Source organism: Pseudomonas sp. 44 R 15 (genome assembly GCF_900004965.1).
Classification (GTDB): Bacteria; Pseudomonadota; Gammaproteobacteria; order Pseudomonadales; family Pseudomonadaceae; genus Aquipseudomonas; species Aquipseudomonas orientalis_A.
The window spans coordinates 32,515-47,548 of record NZ_CVTU01000121.1 but is presented as its reverse complement, the minus strand read 5'-3'; the positions used below and the strand labels follow the sequence as shown (position 1 = coordinate 47,548).

At 61.9% G+C, this 15,034-nt stretch carries 14 protein-coding genes; 5 read left to right on the top strand and 9 right to left on the bottom strand.

What is annotated here, in order from left to right; genetic code table 11:
• Positions 1 to 222 precede the first annotated feature (222 nt).
• The 4 genes from BFP93_RS26185 to BFP93_RS26170 form a co-directional block, all read right to left on the bottom strand.
• Positions 223 to 849 (bottom strand): glutathione S-transferase family protein, encoded by a 627-nt coding sequence (locus BFP93_RS26185; RefSeq protein WP_065895496.1) that lies wholly within the window; start codon positions 847 to 849, stop codon positions 223 to 225.
• A 67-nt stretch (positions 850 to 916) separates the two neighbouring features.
• Entirely contained in the window at positions 917 to 2,974 is a 2,058-nt protein-coding gene (locus BFP93_RS26180) for a methyl-accepting chemotaxis protein (protein ID WP_065895495.1), read from the bottom strand.
• A 261-nt stretch (positions 2,975 to 3,235) separates the two neighbouring features.
• A complete protein-coding gene (locus tag BFP93_RS26175) occupies positions 3,236 to 3,931 on the bottom strand; it encodes a tRNA (adenine(22)-N(1))-methyltransferase (protein WP_065895494.1) in 696 nt (231 codons plus the stop codon).
• 13 nt (positions 3,932 to 3,944) lie between these two features.
• Positions 3,945 to 4,655, bottom strand: a complete 711-nt coding sequence (locus tag BFP93_RS26170; RefSeq protein ID WP_065895493.1) for a FadR/GntR family transcriptional regulator — start codon at positions 4,653 to 4,655, stop codon at positions 3,945 to 3,947.
• A gap of 326 nt (positions 4,656 to 4,981) precedes the next feature.
• On the opposite strand from BFP93_RS26170, the gene BFP93_RS26165 reads away from it, so the two are divergent.
• Both BFP93_RS26165 and gudD read left to right on the top strand, forming a co-directional pair.
• Positions 4,982 to 6,343, top strand: a complete 1,362-nt coding sequence (locus tag BFP93_RS26165; protein ID WP_065895512.1) for an MFS transporter — start codon at positions 4,982 to 4,984, stop codon at positions 6,341 to 6,343.
• Between the two features lie 19 nt (positions 6,344 to 6,362).
• Positions 6,363 to 7,688, top strand: coding sequence for a glucarate dehydratase (gene gudD, locus BFP93_RS26160; RefSeq protein ID WP_065895492.1), 1,326 nt, complete (start codon positions 6,363 to 6,365; stop codon positions 7,686 to 7,688).
• Positions 7,689 to 8,038: 350 nt separating this feature from the next.
• Here gudD and BFP93_RS26155 read toward each other — a convergent pair whose 3' ends face one another.
• Both BFP93_RS26155 and BFP93_RS26150 read right to left on the bottom strand, forming a co-directional pair.
• On the bottom strand, positions 8,039 to 8,395 hold the full coding sequence (locus BFP93_RS26155) for an addiction module antidote protein (RefSeq protein WP_065883237.1): 357 nt from the start codon (positions 8,393 to 8,395) through the stop codon (positions 8,039 to 8,041).
• Between the two features lies 1 nt (position 8,396).
• Positions 8,397 to 8,699 carry a type II toxin-antitoxin system RelE/ParE family toxin gene (locus BFP93_RS26150; protein WP_065895491.1) on the bottom strand — a complete coding sequence of 101 codons (303 nt, stop codon included), beginning with the start codon at positions 8,697 to 8,699 and terminating at the stop codon, positions 8,397 to 8,399.
• Between the two features lie 706 nt (positions 8,700 to 9,405).
• On the opposite strand from BFP93_RS26150, the gene BFP93_RS26145 reads away from it, so the two are divergent.
• From BFP93_RS26145 to BFP93_RS26135, 3 genes are all read left to right on the top strand, one after another.
• Entirely contained in the window at positions 9,406 to 10,017 is a 612-nt protein-coding gene (locus tag BFP93_RS26145; protein WP_065895490.1) for a transferase, read from the top strand.
• A 100-nt stretch (positions 10,018 to 10,117) separates the two neighbouring features.
• Positions 10,118 to 11,146 (top strand): alpha/beta hydrolase family protein, encoded by a 1,029-nt coding sequence (locus tag BFP93_RS26140; protein WP_065895489.1) that lies wholly within the window; start codon positions 10,118 to 10,120, stop codon positions 11,144 to 11,146.
• A gap of 86 nt (positions 11,147 to 11,232) precedes the next feature.
• On the top strand, positions 11,233 to 11,403 hold the full coding sequence (locus BFP93_RS26135; protein ID WP_065895488.1) for a DUF2986 domain-containing protein: 171 nt from the start codon (positions 11,233 to 11,235) through the stop codon (positions 11,401 to 11,403).
• Here BFP93_RS26135 and BFP93_RS26130 read toward each other — a convergent pair.
• From BFP93_RS26130 to BFP93_RS26120, 3 genes are all read right to left on the bottom strand, one after another.
• Complete coding sequence (locus tag BFP93_RS26130; protein ID WP_065895487.1) at positions 11,375 to 12,370, bottom strand: GlxA family transcriptional regulator; 996 nt, start codon at positions 12,368 to 12,370, stop codon at positions 11,375 to 11,377. The genes BFP93_RS26135 and BFP93_RS26130 overlap by 29 nt on opposite strands.
• A 4-nt stretch (positions 12,371 to 12,374) precedes the next feature.
• Entirely contained in the window at positions 12,375 to 12,917 is a 543-nt protein-coding gene (locus BFP93_RS26125; protein ID WP_065895486.1) for a cysteine hydrolase family protein, read from the bottom strand.
• Positions 12,918 to 13,051: 134 nt separating this feature from the next.
• Positions 13,052 to 14,263, bottom strand: coding sequence for a YeeE/YedE family protein (locus BFP93_RS26120; RefSeq protein ID WP_065895485.1), 1,212 nt, complete (start codon positions 14,261 to 14,263; stop codon positions 13,052 to 13,054).
• Positions 14,264 to 15,034: the final 771 nt, after the last annotated feature.

Sequence of the window (15,034 nt, the reverse complement as noted above, 5' to 3'; positions counted from 1 at the left end):
TGCTTACTTTTGCGCTTTTCAAAAGTGAGCCGCTGTAAAAGCGGAACCATTAGCAGCCGTGACCGCAGAAACGGATATGTACTCGGTCTGATCCGGCATCCCGGTCGGCCCAGAGGCCGCCATCGGGGGCAAGCCCCCTCCCACATTTGGACCGAGGTGTATCAGCTGGATAACCGTTGGCTGACAGGCGCCATCGGGAGCAAGCCCCCTCCCACACTGAATTCATTTAGCAAACGCGTACTCACCGCCCTGCTCCACCGCCTTGCGATAAGCCGGCCGCTGCTGAAGCCTGTCCACCCACGCCGCAAGGTTCGGATACGCCTGCAACTTGCCCTGGGCCCTGGCGATTTCGCCGATAAAACTCATCTGAATGTCCGCACCCGTCAGTTCGTCACCCACCAGATACGGCGTTTGCCCAAGCACGTCATTAAGGTAGCCGAGGTAGTTGGCCAACTCCGATTCAATGCGCGGGTGCAGCGGCGCGCCGGCTTCACCCAGGCGCCCGACGTAGAGGTTGAGCATCAGCGGCAGCATGGCCGAGCCTTCGGCAAAATGCAGCCATTGCACGTAATCGTCGTAGGTGGCGCTGGCCGGATCGGGTTGCAGCCGTCCCTTGCCGTGACGACGAATCAGGTAATCGATAATGGCCGCCGACTCAATCAATACACGGCCTCCGTCCTCGATCACCGGCGATTTTCCCAAGGGATGAATCGCCTTGAGCTCGGGTGGCGCGAGGTTGGTTTTCGGGTCGCGTTGGTAGCGCTTGATTTGGTAAGGCAGGCCCAGCTCCTCCAGCAGCCAGAGGATGCGCTGGGAGCGGGAATTGTTGAGGTGATGGACGGTAATCATAGGGAAGCAGCTCCATTGGGGTTAAGGAGAAGACTACAACACAGCGATGGAGTGCCCTGAATGGACGTCATCCCAATCGAAACCGCGCCGTGTTGTCGCTCAACGCCCGGCTGCCCTGGCTCAGGCTGTCGGCAGCCTGATTGACCGCCCGCGCGCCGTCGAGCAGACGCCCGGCCGCCTGGTCGACCTGCTGGATATTGCCGCTCACTTCGTCCGCCGTCGCAGCCTGTTCTTCCACGGCGGCGGCGATGTGCGCCAAGGTGTCGGTGACGTGCTGCACCGCACCGGCAATTTCCCCCAGGCGCGTGCCCAGGCCGGTGACGGATTCGGCATCGGTGAGCGCCTGCTCGCACGCGGCGCCCATCAGGCTGACGGCCTGGCTGACCGTGGCGCGCAGGCTGTCCACCGTGCCGGCGATCTGCGCAGTGGACGCCTGGGTGCGTTGCGACAGGCTGCGTACCTCATCGGCAACCACTGCAAACCCTCGGCCTTGCTCGCCGGCGCGGGCGGCTTCGATGGCGGCGTTAAGGGCCAGCAGGTTGGTCTGCTCGGCAATGCCGCGAATGGTGTCGACCACCGATTGAATCTGCTGGCCCTGCTGGCTGACCTGTTCCAGGGCATTGGCGGTGTCGCTCAGGCGCTGGTTGAGTTGCTGGATACTGGCGGTGGTGCGCTGGCTGTCGCGACTGCTGTCTTCGGCGATACGGCGGGTGTGCCGGGCGCTGTCGGCCGCCTGCTCGCAGCTTTTGGCAACGCCCAGGGAGGTGGCGGCCAATTGGGTGGCGGCCGCGGCGATCTGGCTGATCTGGTGGCGCTGATCTTCGACGTCGGTGAGGGTGCTGCCCGATTGCGCGCTGAGGGTCAGCACGGTGGCGCCCAGTTGCTCGGTCTCGTGATTGACCCCGAGCAGGCTGGTGCGCAGTTGCACCACGGCCACATTGAGCGCGGTGCTGATGGCGGCGAGTTCGTCGCGCCCCTGCACCGCCACTTCGACGTGCAGGTTACCGTCACGCAGGGACTCGGCGAGCGTGGTGATGCCACTGGCGCTGCGACGGATCGAGGCTTGCAGGCAGATGAACAGGTACAGCGCCGCCAACGCCAACAGGCTGAACGTGGCCGCCACGGGAATGAAGTGCTGCAACGATCGCTCACGGTAGTACCCCAAGCGTGCATCGAGCGAATGCAGCGACTGGCTGCGCAGCGCACCCAACGCCGCGAGCATGGCGTCGACACTTTGATCGAATGCGGCGGTGTCGAGCTTGATGGTGCCGCCGAATACGCCGTCGTCGAGGGTTTTGAGTTCGCTGTCCAGGCGTTGCAGGCTGGCGTCGTATTGTTCGGTCCAGGGTTCAAGGCCGGGGTATTGCTTGGCCTTCAGCGCCGTGGCGGCCTTGACCAACTGGTCCCGCGCATCACCGATGCGGCCGCGCAGGTCACGCATCTGCAAGCGGCTTTGCAAGGTGAACTGGCCCGAGGCAATGGAGGATTGGCCAACGCTGGCCGTACGGCCGATACGCTCGATCAGGTCCGGTGTGTGCTGGCTGGAAATCTGCATCAGCAGATAGGTTTCCAGCCAGGGATCGAGGATCAGCCCGGCGTCCAGGGTGATCTGTTCGCGTAGCGATTGCATCGCGGTCAGGGCGGCGGTGAAACGGTCGTAGCCATCCGGCCACCAGCCGACGGTGCGCAGGGACTGGGTGTCCATGCCCTTGACCGCGGCCTGCAGCGTGTCGAAGCGCGCCTGGGTAGCGGCGCTGGCATGATGGGTCTTGAGGGCGTCCCCCAGGGTTTGCAGGCCTTGCTGAATCAGCGGGCTGCCCGCATCCACCCTGGCCATCGCGGCCTGGGCGGCAGGGGTCGGCGTATGCAGGATATCCAGGGCTTTCCAACGGGCGGCCAGGTTGCGCTGGGCGCTCAGTTGCCCATCGAGCAGGTCCAGCGCCAACAGCTGGCGCACGCCGGACTGTTCGCTGGAAATCACCGCGAGTTTGTCGTGGTAGTCCTGGCCGATCATCCACAGGCTGCCGGCGAGCGGCAGCATGAACAGCAGGAACAGCACCTGGAACTTACGCGCGAAGCCGAACCGCCCGAGCAGACGGATACCGGGTGATAAAAATCTTTGCATGCCCTACACACTCCCCTGAACAACCCCATACTTCACAGCCGGGAATGACTAACGGCAAAATGCCATGTCATTGATTCTTCTGGCTCAAGCAAGATCTGGGCCGTGGGATACAAGCGTGACGACACGTGCGATGGCGCTAAGAAACCTTTGATCGGTGCGCGAAAATGGGGCGAAAGCACTCATTATCGGGCGCGCGCCTGTAACCGCCGGGGACACGGCGCGACGCGGGAGAGGTCGAGCGCTGACAATCACGAACGTTCCTCAGGTCAGCAGTTGAGTGATCCACTGAATTTCCCGTGCGATCCCGTGGACTTTCTCTTCCGGCACCGACTGCCTGGCTTTCTCGAAACTGGCCAGGGTCTTTTGTTTCTGCTGCAGCAAGCGCTGCCACTTCGCCACGAACGCGGGACTGCGCGCCAGCAACTGCAGCGGTCCGAAATACAGCTGTTGTTCGGTGTAGGACACAGGCCCGGTCGGTTCGGCGACGATAATTTCGTAGTAGAAGCGGTTCTCGTGCAGCAGCTCTTCGCCCACGATGCGGTAGCCGTTGTGCATCAACCAGTGGCGCAACGGATACTCGCCGCCATTGGGTTGCAGGACCAGGCGCTCCTGGCCATTCAACCGCGCCTTGCCGTTGTCGAGAATGTCACGAATGGTCTCGCCGCCCATGCCGCACAGACTGACGGCCGTGATGGCGTCGCCCGACTCGATGGCCGCCAGACCATCGGCCAGGCGCACGCTGATGTGCGCTTCAAGGCCGTTGTCGCGCACGGTGCGCCGGGCCGCATGAAAGGGCGTGGTTGCAGCCTCCCCCGCCACCGCGCCGGCAATCACGCCACGCCGCATCAGCGCCACCGGCAAGTAGCCATGGTCCGAGCCGATATCGGCCAGGCGCGCGCCGGCCGGCACGTGCGCCGCCACGCGCTCCAGGCGCAGGGACAATGTGTGTGGGTTCAACGCGGGTTCCTTTTCATTCGCCGGAAAAACGGTCGCGGCTATTGGTCAGATGCAGCACCATTGCCGCCCGCGCCGCATCCGGGTCCTGGCGCTTGATTGCATTGAAGATCGCCTCATGCTCCAGGCTCGCCAGTTGACCCAGCTTGGCAAAATCCGCCCCGCCGCGCTCGTCAGCCTTGACCTGGGTGCGGGGGATCATCGCGGCGCCCAGGTGCTGCATGATTTCACTGAAAAACGTATTGCCGGTGGCTTCGGCGATCAGTTGGTGGAAGCGTTTGTCGTCTTCCACGCAGCTGTCGTTGTTGGCCAGGCAGGCCTGATAGTCGTCCAGCGCCTGGCGCATGTGCGCCAGTTGCGCGTCGGTACGGCGCAACGCGGCTAACGCCACCGCCTGCACCTCCAGACCCAGGCGCAGTTCCAGCATGTTGCGCACGCTGGCGACGGTGTCGACGTGCAGGCGCAGGCCCTGCCGGGCGTGTTGCTCCAGCACGAACGTGCCGATGCCGTGCCGCGTCTCCACCAGCCCCGACGCCTGCAGCTTGGAGATGGCTTCGCGTACCACCGTGCGGCTCACCCCATGCTCAAGCACGATGGTGGATTCGGACGGCAGTTTTTCGCCCGGCTTGAGCTGGCCAAGCAGGATGCGCTGGGTCAGCGCGTCGACCACGCCCTGGGCCAGGTTGGTGGAGCGTCTGCGCACGGGAGGTGCGTTTTCAATGGGCATCGCTAAGGGTCCACGGGGTTGGGCTGGAGGGAGCTTAACATCCCGTTCACCGACGACGCCGCGTTGATTCAAAAGACAGTCAACTTGTATGACAACCAATCTGATAAACCTGTATGTCACCCCGAACCATCCTGCGGACCGAACCGAGTTCCGCTGGTAGAAAAGCCCTTATAGCACGGGCAAATAACCAAAATATCATTCCATAAGCACCTTTATGAGAACAAATACTCATTGCGGCGCATTGCGATTTTCAAAAAACAACTTGTATGATGTCTGGCAACAAAACCACAACCCGCATAAAAACAAATCAGGGGGCGTTTTCCATCGTGAACCATTCCAGCCATGCATCCGCTGCACCCGAAACCGACTCGGTGCTCACGCGCGCCGTGAGCAAAGTGAAGGGCCATGTGCTCCCGCTGTTCGTGGTCATGTTCATCCTCAACTACATCGACCGGGTCAATATCGGCTTCGTGCGTACGCACATGGAGCACGACCTGGGCATCGGCGCGGCGGCCTATGGCTTCGGCGCCGGGCTGTTCTTCATCGGCTACGCGCTGTTTGAAGTGCCGTCCAACATGCTGCTGCAAAAGGTCGGCGCACGCATCTGGCTGACCCGCATCATGTTCACCTGGGGCATCGTCGCCACGCTGATGGCGTTCATCCAGAACGAAACCCACTTCTACATCCTGCGTTTTTTGCTCGGCGTGGCTGAAGCGGGTTTCTTTCCCGGGGTGATCTACTACTTCACGCGCTGGTTGCCCGGGGTTGAGCGTGGCAAGGCCATTGCGATCTTCCTCAGCGGTTCAGCGGTGGCGTCATTGATCTCGGGCCCGCTGTCGGGTGCGTTGTTACAGATCGAAGGTTTCGGCTTGCACGGCTGGCAATGGATGTTCGCCATTGAAGGCCTGGCCTCGGTGGCGCTGGGCTTCTTTGTGTGGTTCTGGCTGGACTCCAAGCCCCATGACGCCCAGTGGCTGAGCCGCGAAGAACAGGACGCACTGGTTGCGGCCATCGATCAGGAACAGCGTGACCGCGAAGCCCTGACCACGGTCAAGCCGACCCTCGGCAAGCTGCTCAAGGACCGGCAGATCCTGCTGTTCTGCGTGTTGTATTTCTGCATCCAACTGACGATTTACGCAGCGACGTTCTGGCTGCCGAGCATCATCAAAAAGATGGGTGACCTGAGTGATATACAAGTCGGCTTCTTCAACTCGATTCCGTGGCTGATCTCGATCATCGCCATGTACGCCTTCGCAACGCTGTCCGGCAAGTTCAAGTTCCAGCAGGCGTGGGTCGCGGCAGCCTTGTTGATCGCAGCGGCCGGGATGTTCATGTCCACCACGGGCGGGCCGATCTTCGCGTTCGTGGCGATCTGCTTTGCGGCCATCGGTTTCAAATCTGCGTCTTCGTTGTTCTGGCCGATTCCCCAGGGCTACCTGGACGTGCGCATCGCCGCTGCAGTGATCGCGTTGATCAATTCCATCGGCAACCTGGGCGGCTTCGTCGCACCCACCACCTTTGGCTTTCTGGAGCAAACCACCGGCTCGATCCAGGGCGGGCTTTACGGCCTGGCCGGCACCTCGGTGCTCGCGGCCATCCTGGTGTTTTTCGCCAGGACCTCACCTTCCACGGGGCTCATGTCGCCCGGCATTGCGCCCACCGCCAACGCCATCAGCAAACCTCTTTAAGCGTATTAAGGACCTTGCCATGAATACTCCCGTCATCACCCACTTGCACGTCATCCCGGTCGCCGGTCACGACAGCATGCTGCTGAATCTCAGCGGCGCCCACGGCCCTTACTTCACGCGCAATATCGTGATCCTCAAGGACAGCAGCGGCAACACCGGCGTAGGTGAAGTGCCCGGCGGCGAGCGCATCCGCGAAACCCTGGAGGACGCGCGCAGCCTGGTGATCGGCCAGCCGATCGGTCAGTACCAGCGCATCCTCAACCGGATGCGCAGCACCTTTGCCTCTCGCGACGCGGCCGGCCGTGGGCTGCAAACCTTCGACCTGCGCATCACCATTCACGCCGTAACCGCGATGGAGGCGGCGCTGCTCGACTTGCTCGGTCAGTTCCTCGAGGTGCCGGTGGCCGCTCTGCTGGGTGAGGGGCAGCAACGCGATGCGGTGAAGATGCTCGGTTACCTGTTCTACGTCGGTGACCGCACCGCCACGGACCTGGCCTACCGCAACGAAGCGGAATCCGACGACGACTGGTTGCGCCTGCGCCATGAGAAAGCCCTGACGGCCGACGCCGTGGTACGCCTGGCCGAAGCCGCCAAGGCCCGATACGGCTTCAACGACTTCAAGCTCAAAGGCGGCGTATTGAGTGGCGATGCCGAGATCGAAGCCGTCACCGCCCTGGCCGAGCGCTTCCCGGAGGCGCGCATCACCCTTGACCCGAACGGCGCCTGGTCACTCAAGGAAGCCATCCGTTTGTGCCGCGACCAGCATCACGTCCTGGCCTACGCCGAAGACCCCTGCGGCGCGGAAAACGGCTATTCGGGCCGCGAAGTCATGGCCGAATTCCGCCGCGCCACCGGCCTGAAAACCGCCACCAACATGATCGCCACCGACTGGCGCGAAATGGGTCACGCCATTCAGTTGCAATCGGTGGACATTCCCCTCGCCGACCCGCACTTCTGGACCATGCAAGGCTCGGTGCGCGTGGCGCAGATGTGCCATGAGTGGGGCCTGACCTGGGGCTCGCACTCCAACAACCACTTCGATATTTCCCTGGCCATGTTCACCCAAGTGGCGGCAGCGGCGCCGGGCGAAATCACCGCGATCGACACCCACTGGATCTGGCAGGACGGCCAACGCCTGACCCGGGAGCCGCTGAAGATCGAGGGCGGCTACGTGAAAGTGCCGGCCAAGCCTGGCCTCGGGGTGGATATCGACACGGATGCCGTGGCCAAGGCCCACGAGCTGTACAAGGGCATGGGCCTGGGCGCGCGGGATGACAGCGTGGCGATGCAGTTCCTGATGCCGGGATGGTGCTTCAACAACAAGCAGCCTTGCCTGGTGCGGTGAGACCCGTTTATGCAGGAGCGAGCTGGCTCGTTCCTGCCAATGGCGTGCCCGGCATCGATCGTTCCCACGCTCCGCGTGGTAATGCAGCCTGTGACGCTCTGCGTCACGACCTAACAGCGGACGCAGAGCGTCCAGGGCGGCATTCCCACGCAGAGCGTGGGAACGATCGAAACTGCACCTTATCCGAACCTGCCACAACGACAGAGAAGGCGCCGGTTCCATGCAAGGCCCGGTGCGCATGGCGCAAATGTGCCATGAGTGGGGCCTGACCTGAGGCAGCCTGCCTGGTGCGGTGAAACGGCTTTATGCAGGAGCGAGCTTGCTCATTGCTGCCAATGGCGTGCCCGGCATTAAGGTCTGTGGGCCTTTTTGCTTACAATCGGCTGCACCGTCAGCTCCACCCCCAACGCCACCATCAACTTCTGGATCGTCTCATAGCGCGTCTTGGACCCGCCCTTAAGGGTTTTATAAAGACTTTCCCGATTAACCCCCGCCGCTTCGGCCACTTTGTTCACACCCTGGGCCTTGGCGACTTCAGCCAGTGCTTTCATAAGGATCTGCGGGTCTTGGGCCTTCATGCTCTGCGCAAGATAGGCACTGATGGTCTCCGGGCTGTCGAGAAAGCGCGAAGCTTCGTAAACGCGGGTACCGGATGTATCAAGGTCGAGGATTGGCATGTCCTCGGGTTTGAATGTCGATTCGCTCATTTCATCTACCTCTCAGGGCATCGAGGATTTCTTTTGCCCGTCTGATTGCTCTTTTTTGATCGGTTTTATCGCCGCCCCATAACATCAGGTAAGCGGCGATGCCCGTGCGTACAAAATAGATCCTGTAGCCTGGCCCGACAAAAACAAGCATTTCGCTCAGGCCGTCGCCGACAGGGGCGCAATCGCCAAAATTGTTCTCTTCGGCTCGATCCAGACGCGCCAGCACCGCCGTTTTTCCGCAAATATCCTTCATGCCGTCGAGCCATGCATCGAACTCAGGCGTTCCGCCGATCGTATTGGTCACAGATTCACATGTAGCCTACTGGCTACTCCTTGTAGATGCCAGTGAATTTTTATTCCGTTTAGAGCCGCAAGAAAAAATCCTAGACCAGCATCCGCGCAGGCAGCCGGACGATACTATTAGCGCTTGTTTCGCTGCGCTCCCCCCAAACAATCTCGACCTGAAGCCCAATCAGGCGGCGCATCGCGATCGGGGCATGGGTATCTACACAACGTAGTAGCGCCCAACGCTAACCCGCTAACCCGCTAACCACGATGCGCAACGAGTCGCTCTTGATCTTGATCTGCTTTTGATCTTGATCTCAGGCGCCCCGTTAAACCACGCTGGCCGAACGCAGGCTTGAATCCGTGGGTAACCCGGCAGGACGCCGGGTTAGCCGCACTGGGCCATGGATGGCCCATTGCGGCGGCCCACGGATTCAAGCCGGAGAGAGGGCACACCGAGCCTAAGCGAGGTGCCGAGTGGTGGGGCAAGAGAGTTTTGCTTACTTTTGCGCTTTTCAAAAGTGAGCCGCCGTCAGGGCGGAACCCTAAGTGGCCGTTACCTGAATAATGGATATGTACTCGGCCCAATCCAACATCCCGGCCAGCCCAAAGGCCGCCATCGGGGGCAAGCCCCCTCCCACATCGCGCGCCATTAGCCAAATCCGGGGCAGACCATTATAAGATATGGCCTGAGCCCGCCTTCTCACGCACCGGAAAAACTCTCCATGAAGCTCCCTGAGATCAGCACATTCATTGCGCAATGGCCCTCGCTTGACCTGGGCCCTATCGCCGCCTGGCGGGTGACTCAGGACTGCGAAAACCACGTCCTGACGTTGCTCTCACGCCTCGGCGCAGGCTACCGCCGTCACGCAAACTGCGCCATCCATGAAAGCGCCACCGTCGAAGAAGGCGCCGTGCTGAAGGGGCCGATCATCATCGGTGAAGGCTCATTCGTCGCCGCAGGCGCCTACCTGCGTGGCGGCGTTTATCTGGGCAAACACTGCATCGTGGGCCCAAGCTGCGAACTGAAAAGCAGCTTCATGCTTGATGCAAGCAAGCTGGCGCATTTCAACTTTGTCGGCGATTCGGTGATCGGCGAAGGCGTCAATATTGAAGCCGGTGCAATCATCGCCAACTACCGTAACGAACTGGATGGCGCGCATATCAGAATCCGCTATGCCGATGCCGTCATTGAGACGGGCGTGAACAAATTCGGCGCCCTGGTAGGCGATGGCTGCAAGATTGGCGCAAACGCAGTGATAGCTCCCGGCGCACTCTTGCAGCCCAACAGCCGTATTCCGCGCTTGGGGTTGATTGATCAGTTCGCCTACGACTAAGCAGCGGCAGCGCGGAACAGTGATCACGCCACTTGCGCGCTACCCAAACCGCCCGTTTCAGATCATGCTGCGCCTCTCACTTCAAGGACGATAAAAACCAGTGAAAATCACCCTCGCCGCCTTGCTCCTGATTGGTCTGATCACTCCCGCATTCGCCAACGACAACCCCATCGGTTTCAAAACCACCACCCTGCCCGACGCACGCAACCAGCGCGCGCTGGAAATGGCCGTCTGGTACCCCACGGCAATCAGGACCGCTCCCCGGTTGATCCGAGACGACGCGGTGTTCTTCGGCGCCCTCGCCGTGCCCGATGCGCCGCCGACCGGTGGTGAGCACCCGTTGGTGGTACTTTCCCACGGCTATCGCGGCAATTGGGGCAATCAGATGTGGCTGGCGAGTGCGCTGGCGCGGCAGGGTTATATTGTGGCGGCGGTGAATCATCCGGGCACCACCACCAAGGATCGCAGTGCAGACGCAGCGGCGCAGTTATGGCAACGGCCCAAAGACCTGAGCCGCGCCATCGATGCGGTGCTTGCGCAGCCAACGCAATTTGGCGCGGTGGCGCAACACCGGATTGCGGCGGTGGGCCATTCTCTCGGTGGCTGGACGGTGCTGGAAATCGCCGGCGCGCGTTTCGATGCGGATCTGTTCGCCCGGGACTGCCTGGCCCATCCCAAGTTGGGCGGTTGCATCGGCTACGCGCAGATGAACCCTACCGGCGTTGCCGATGGCAAAGCCCAACTGGCCGCTGACTTGAGCGACAAGCGCGTCGCCGCCGTGGTGTCTTTGGACCTGGGCCTGTCGCGGGGCATGACCGATGCCAGCCTGGCCGCGCTGCCCGTGCCGGCGCTGGTGATTGCTGGAGGCGTGCCCTCGGAGGACATGGCTGTGGGACTGGAGTCTGCCGACTTGGCCAGACGGCTGCCGAAAGCCTCCACGCAGTACGTAGAGATCAGCGACGCGAGCCACTTCAGCTTTATGGCGCAGTGCAAACCCGGCGCGGCGGCGATACTCGACGAGGATATGCCCGGTGACAGCATGATTTGCCGAGACGGCGAGGCCGGGCGGACCAGGGCGCAGATTCAGCAACAGGTGATCACGCTGATCAGCGCGTTCCTCGCGCATTGATCGGTGGCCTCCTCGGCAGGTAAACCTTTCAATCCACGGTTTTTTAGCTGGTATCATTCGCGCCTTTACCTGCCAGGCCCACGCACATGAACCGCCAGAAAAAACTCCAGCAGCTTTTCAAGGCGAAAGCCAAAAAGGCCAATGCCAAACTGGCGCCGAAAAGCAAAGATAAATACATCAGCAAGGCGGACCGCTTGAAGCTCGAAGCCGAGGCGGCTCAAGCCCCAATCACGCCCGCCGAGACGCCTGCTCAATAAGGCGCATTGCCGACGGCGTGCCCGCTTCATATTTGCCCCAGATACGCCGCAGATGACGCGCCGAACCAAAGCCTGCGCGCTCGGCGACCGTTTCGATGTCCAGGCTCGAGGCCACCAGCAGCTCGCGGGCCACGGCCAGGCGCAGACGGTGCAGGTAATCCAGCGGGCTGATGCCGACATGCTCGTGGAACAGGCGCGCCAGATGGCGACTGCCGGTGCAGGCCAGGCTCGCCATGCGGGTCACGGTCCAGGCGTCACACGGGGCGGCGGCAATCGCGTCCTGTACGCGATGGACGGCCGGGTGCAGGTGATTGCGCCCGGTGATCCACGGCGATAGCTGCGGGTCAGTGCCGCTGCGGCGCAGGTACACCACCATATCCCGCGCGACGGCGCATGCCAGTCTGGGCCCGGCACGCTCGGCGACCAGGTGCAGCATCATATCGATACCGGCGGTGATCCCGGCGCTGCAGCTGACCGGGCCATCGGTGACGTACAGGCGGTTTTCCAGGACCCGGGCCTTGGGCGCCAGGGCCTGGAGGGTAGCGCACAGCGCGTGGTGGGTGGTGCATTGGCGCCCGTCAAGCAGCCCGGCGCGGGCGGCCGTCAGTGCGCCGGCGCACACGCATATCAAATGCTCGGCAGAGGGCGCAAACACCGTTTGCAGCCACTGCACCAGGCTGTCGCTGGCGGATTCGAAAACGCGCAGGCCGGCTTCGTCTACCTTCATGCTCGAGCCCACCAACACCACCAGGGTGCCGGGCGCCAGGCTGGCCGGCAAAGGTGCCAGGCCCGTCAACGGCAAGCCGATGGAGGTGTGCAGGGACGGCACCGGGCTGACGTAGTGCAGCTCGAAATCCACCGCCGCCGGGTCATCCATCTGCGCGGCCAGGCGCAATACTTCGGCAGGCCCGGCCAGATCCAGCATCAGCACATTGGGCAACAACACGAACAGCACCGGCACGCTCATTGATTCACCCCGCCAATGCCTGGGCGACGGTGACGATGCGCGCAAACCGGCCTTCCAGCACCAGCTCTGTACGCTCGCGAATCTCAGCCGGGGTGTACACCCGGCCGCTGCGGGCGTGGGTCATCGCGAACGTCAGCGTGGCCTCACTGACGAAGTCGACGTTGAACCCGCTGTCCGAGGCCTGCCGCGTGGTGGTCTCGCAGCACTGTTCGGTACGAATACCACTGATGATCAAACGGGTGACGCCCATCTCGATGAGACGCGCGCCCAGCGGCGTACCGGCGAAGGCGCTGTGGTAGTGCTTATGAATGACCAGCTGCGGATCGATCGAAAGCTCGCTCAATACCCTGACGTTACCCGATGCCAGCGAAAAGGCGCCCTGGTCCTCCACATGAAACACCTGCACCACCGGGATGCCTTGTTGAACGCAGCCATCAATAAGCGCCTGCTGGTTTTCCAGGTAGCTCGACAGGTCGTTTTCGGACCAGTAGGGTGCATGCCGGAATGAATGCTGGGCGTCGATTACGATCAGGGCTGTGCGGCTCATGGTAGGTCCTTCAGGCTTGGGGTAGGGGCTGATGCTGCAAATCATGGTAAAGCCCTCTCCAGGATCGCAACAGGCGCAAGGCGGACCGCCTCAGGACGGATTCGGACATGCCAGGCAAACCTGGAGCCGCTCGCTCAGCAACCGCTCAAGGCCACTTGAGGCCGTTCGCCAGCGAAAAAGAACGGTCGCAGCCGCACGCCCACGCTATTGCCGATAAACGCAGCCACCAGCCACAGCCAGCCATGCAGGCTGCCCGAGGCGATGCCGCTGAAGTAGGCGCCGATGTTGCAGCCATACGCCAGGCGCGAACCATAACCGAGCAACAGGCCACCGATGACCGCCGCGATCAACGAGCGCGCCGGTATCTTCAAGCTCGGCGCAAACCGTCCGGCAAGACCCGCGGCCAACAGCGCGCCAAGCACGATGCCGATGTCCATGACGCTGGTGATGTCTTCCCAGACCGGTGCGGCCAGGGCCTTGGCGTTGGCCGGCATCTGCCAGAAAGCCCAACTGGCCACGTCTACCCCCAGCCCACTCGCCACCTTGGCGCCCCACAGCGCAAACGCTGAAGTAATCCCCCACGGCCGCCCGGCCAGCGCCAGCGTGGCATAGTTGAGCAAGGCGAGGCCTATCGCCCCCCACACCAACGGCCAAGGCCCACGCAGGAAGCGGCGCAGCCCTTGATGCTCACTCGTGACGCCGGTTTCAAGTTGGCCATGACGGCCCTTCTCCAGGCGCACGCTGACCAGCGCGATGACCGCGAACACCGCCAGGCTCAGGAGCAACGCCGGCAGTACGCCGAAACTTTTGACGATTGAAACCGGCGCAAACGACGGCAAGGCAAACCACCAATCGACATGATGGGTGGCGATCAACGATCCGCAGATAAAGAACAACAGGGTCACCAGCATCCGCGCATTGCCGCCACCTACGGTGAACAGGGTGCCCGACGCGCAACCGCCGCCCAGCTGCATGCCGATGCCGAAGATAAACGCGCCAAAGACCACCGACACCCCGGCCGGCGCCACCAGCCCGACCACCGGCTGACCGAACAAGGTCCCCGCGCCCAACGCCGGGAAAAACAGCACCACCGCCACCGCCAGCATCACCATCTGCGCGCGCAACCCGGCGCCACGCCGGTCCTTGATAAACACACGCCAGGCCGAGGTGAAACCGAAGGCTGCGTGATACAGCGTCAGGCCCAAGGCGGCGCCGACGATCAGCAACACAACCTGGCGCATGCCCACCGCGCTTTGCAGAAACAGGGCGCCTGCCACCAGGATGAGAAAGGCCACCAGGGGCGCGACCGGCTTGCGTGCCGGCGTCAGGGAAACAGAGGTGCTCATGGGAATCTCGACGTATTTGAAGGTGGCCAGTATAAACCCGACGGGATAGCGGTCGGGCGATAAGCCCCGAGAACGCCCGCGTGGCGGATGCGCTGACCTGGGATATAGGCGTGGCGACGCGGTGCACAGGAAAGCCCAGCCTGGACGCAGAACCGAAATTACCGGCCGAGCGCGAGTTGTTATTGAGTCGTTAAGGGCCTATGTTAAATTCAGCCCAGTGGTTAATGGATATTTCGGTTATGGAGAACGCATCATGTTTGCAGTAGGCGTGTCAATGATCGCCGTAGGCCTGGGCACCGCAAACCCTGCCTTTTGGATACCCGGTTGTGTCTTCATGGCGATAGGGTGCTCCCAAAGAGGCAATCGTCGAGGCTGATGGCTGGGGTTAAGTGAGGGTGCATTAGCACTGGATCAAATTGATGATCGTCGCCGTGCACTTGCTTGCCGCGGCAAATCCCACGCAAAAAAAAGCCTGCATCTCTGCAGGCTTTTCTCTATCTGGCTCCACGACCTGGACTCGAACCAGGGACCCAATGATTACCAGTTATTTGCCAACGCCACCAAGGCAAAACGTTACACCCCTCCCCCCAAACCGCCTTTAAAAACCCTCTGCCTGAGCCTGCGGGTCAATCCAATCATGCCTTCCGACAATCGGAACTGAATGTGGCTACGTAAGGGGTCGCCCGCGACTTACGGAAATACCTGAACGATTTCTGCAAGATCAAACTTCAACTGATCGAGTGGGAAATAGCGCCTCCAAACACGACCCAT

What these genes read in the sequence shown, in the direction of transcription:
- BFP93_RS26185 (WP_065895496.1), bottom strand. Translation starts at nt 849, where the DNA reads ATGATTACCGTCCATCACCTCAACAATTCCCGCTCCCAGCGCATCCTC.
- BFP93_RS26180 (WP_065895495.1), bottom strand. Translation starts at nt 2,974, where the DNA reads ATGCAAAGATTTTTATCACCCGGTATCCGTCTGCTCGGGCGGTTCGGC.
- BFP93_RS26170 (WP_065895493.1), bottom strand. Translation starts at nt 4,655, where the DNA reads ATGCCCATTGAAAACGCACCTCCCGTGCGCAGACGCTCCACCAACCTG.
- gudD (WP_065895492.1), top strand. Translation starts at nt 6,363, where the DNA reads ATGAATACTCCCGTCATCACCCACTTGCACGTCATCCCGGTCGCCGGT.
- BFP93_RS26155 (WP_065883237.1), bottom strand. Translation starts at nt 8,395, where the DNA reads ATGAGCGAATCGACATTCAAACCCGAGGACATGCCAATCCTCGACCTT.
- BFP93_RS26145 (WP_065895490.1), top strand. Translation starts at nt 9,406, where the DNA reads ATGAAGCTCCCTGAGATCAGCACATTCATTGCGCAATGGCCCTCGCTT.
- BFP93_RS26135 (WP_065895488.1), top strand. Translation starts at nt 11,233, where the DNA reads ATGAACCGCCAGAAAAAACTCCAGCAGCTTTTCAAGGCGAAAGCCAAA.
- BFP93_RS26130 (WP_065895487.1), bottom strand. Translation starts at nt 12,370, where the DNA reads ATGAGCGTGCCGGTGCTGTTCGTGTTGTTGCCCAATGTGCTGATGCTG.
- BFP93_RS26125 (WP_065895486.1), bottom strand. Translation starts at nt 12,917, where the DNA reads ATGAGCCGCACAGCCCTGATCGTAATCGACGCCCAGCATTCATTCCGG.
- BFP93_RS26120 (WP_065895485.1), bottom strand. Translation starts at nt 14,263, where the DNA reads ATGAGCACCTCTGTTTCCCTGACGCCGGCACGCAAGCCGGTCGCGCCC.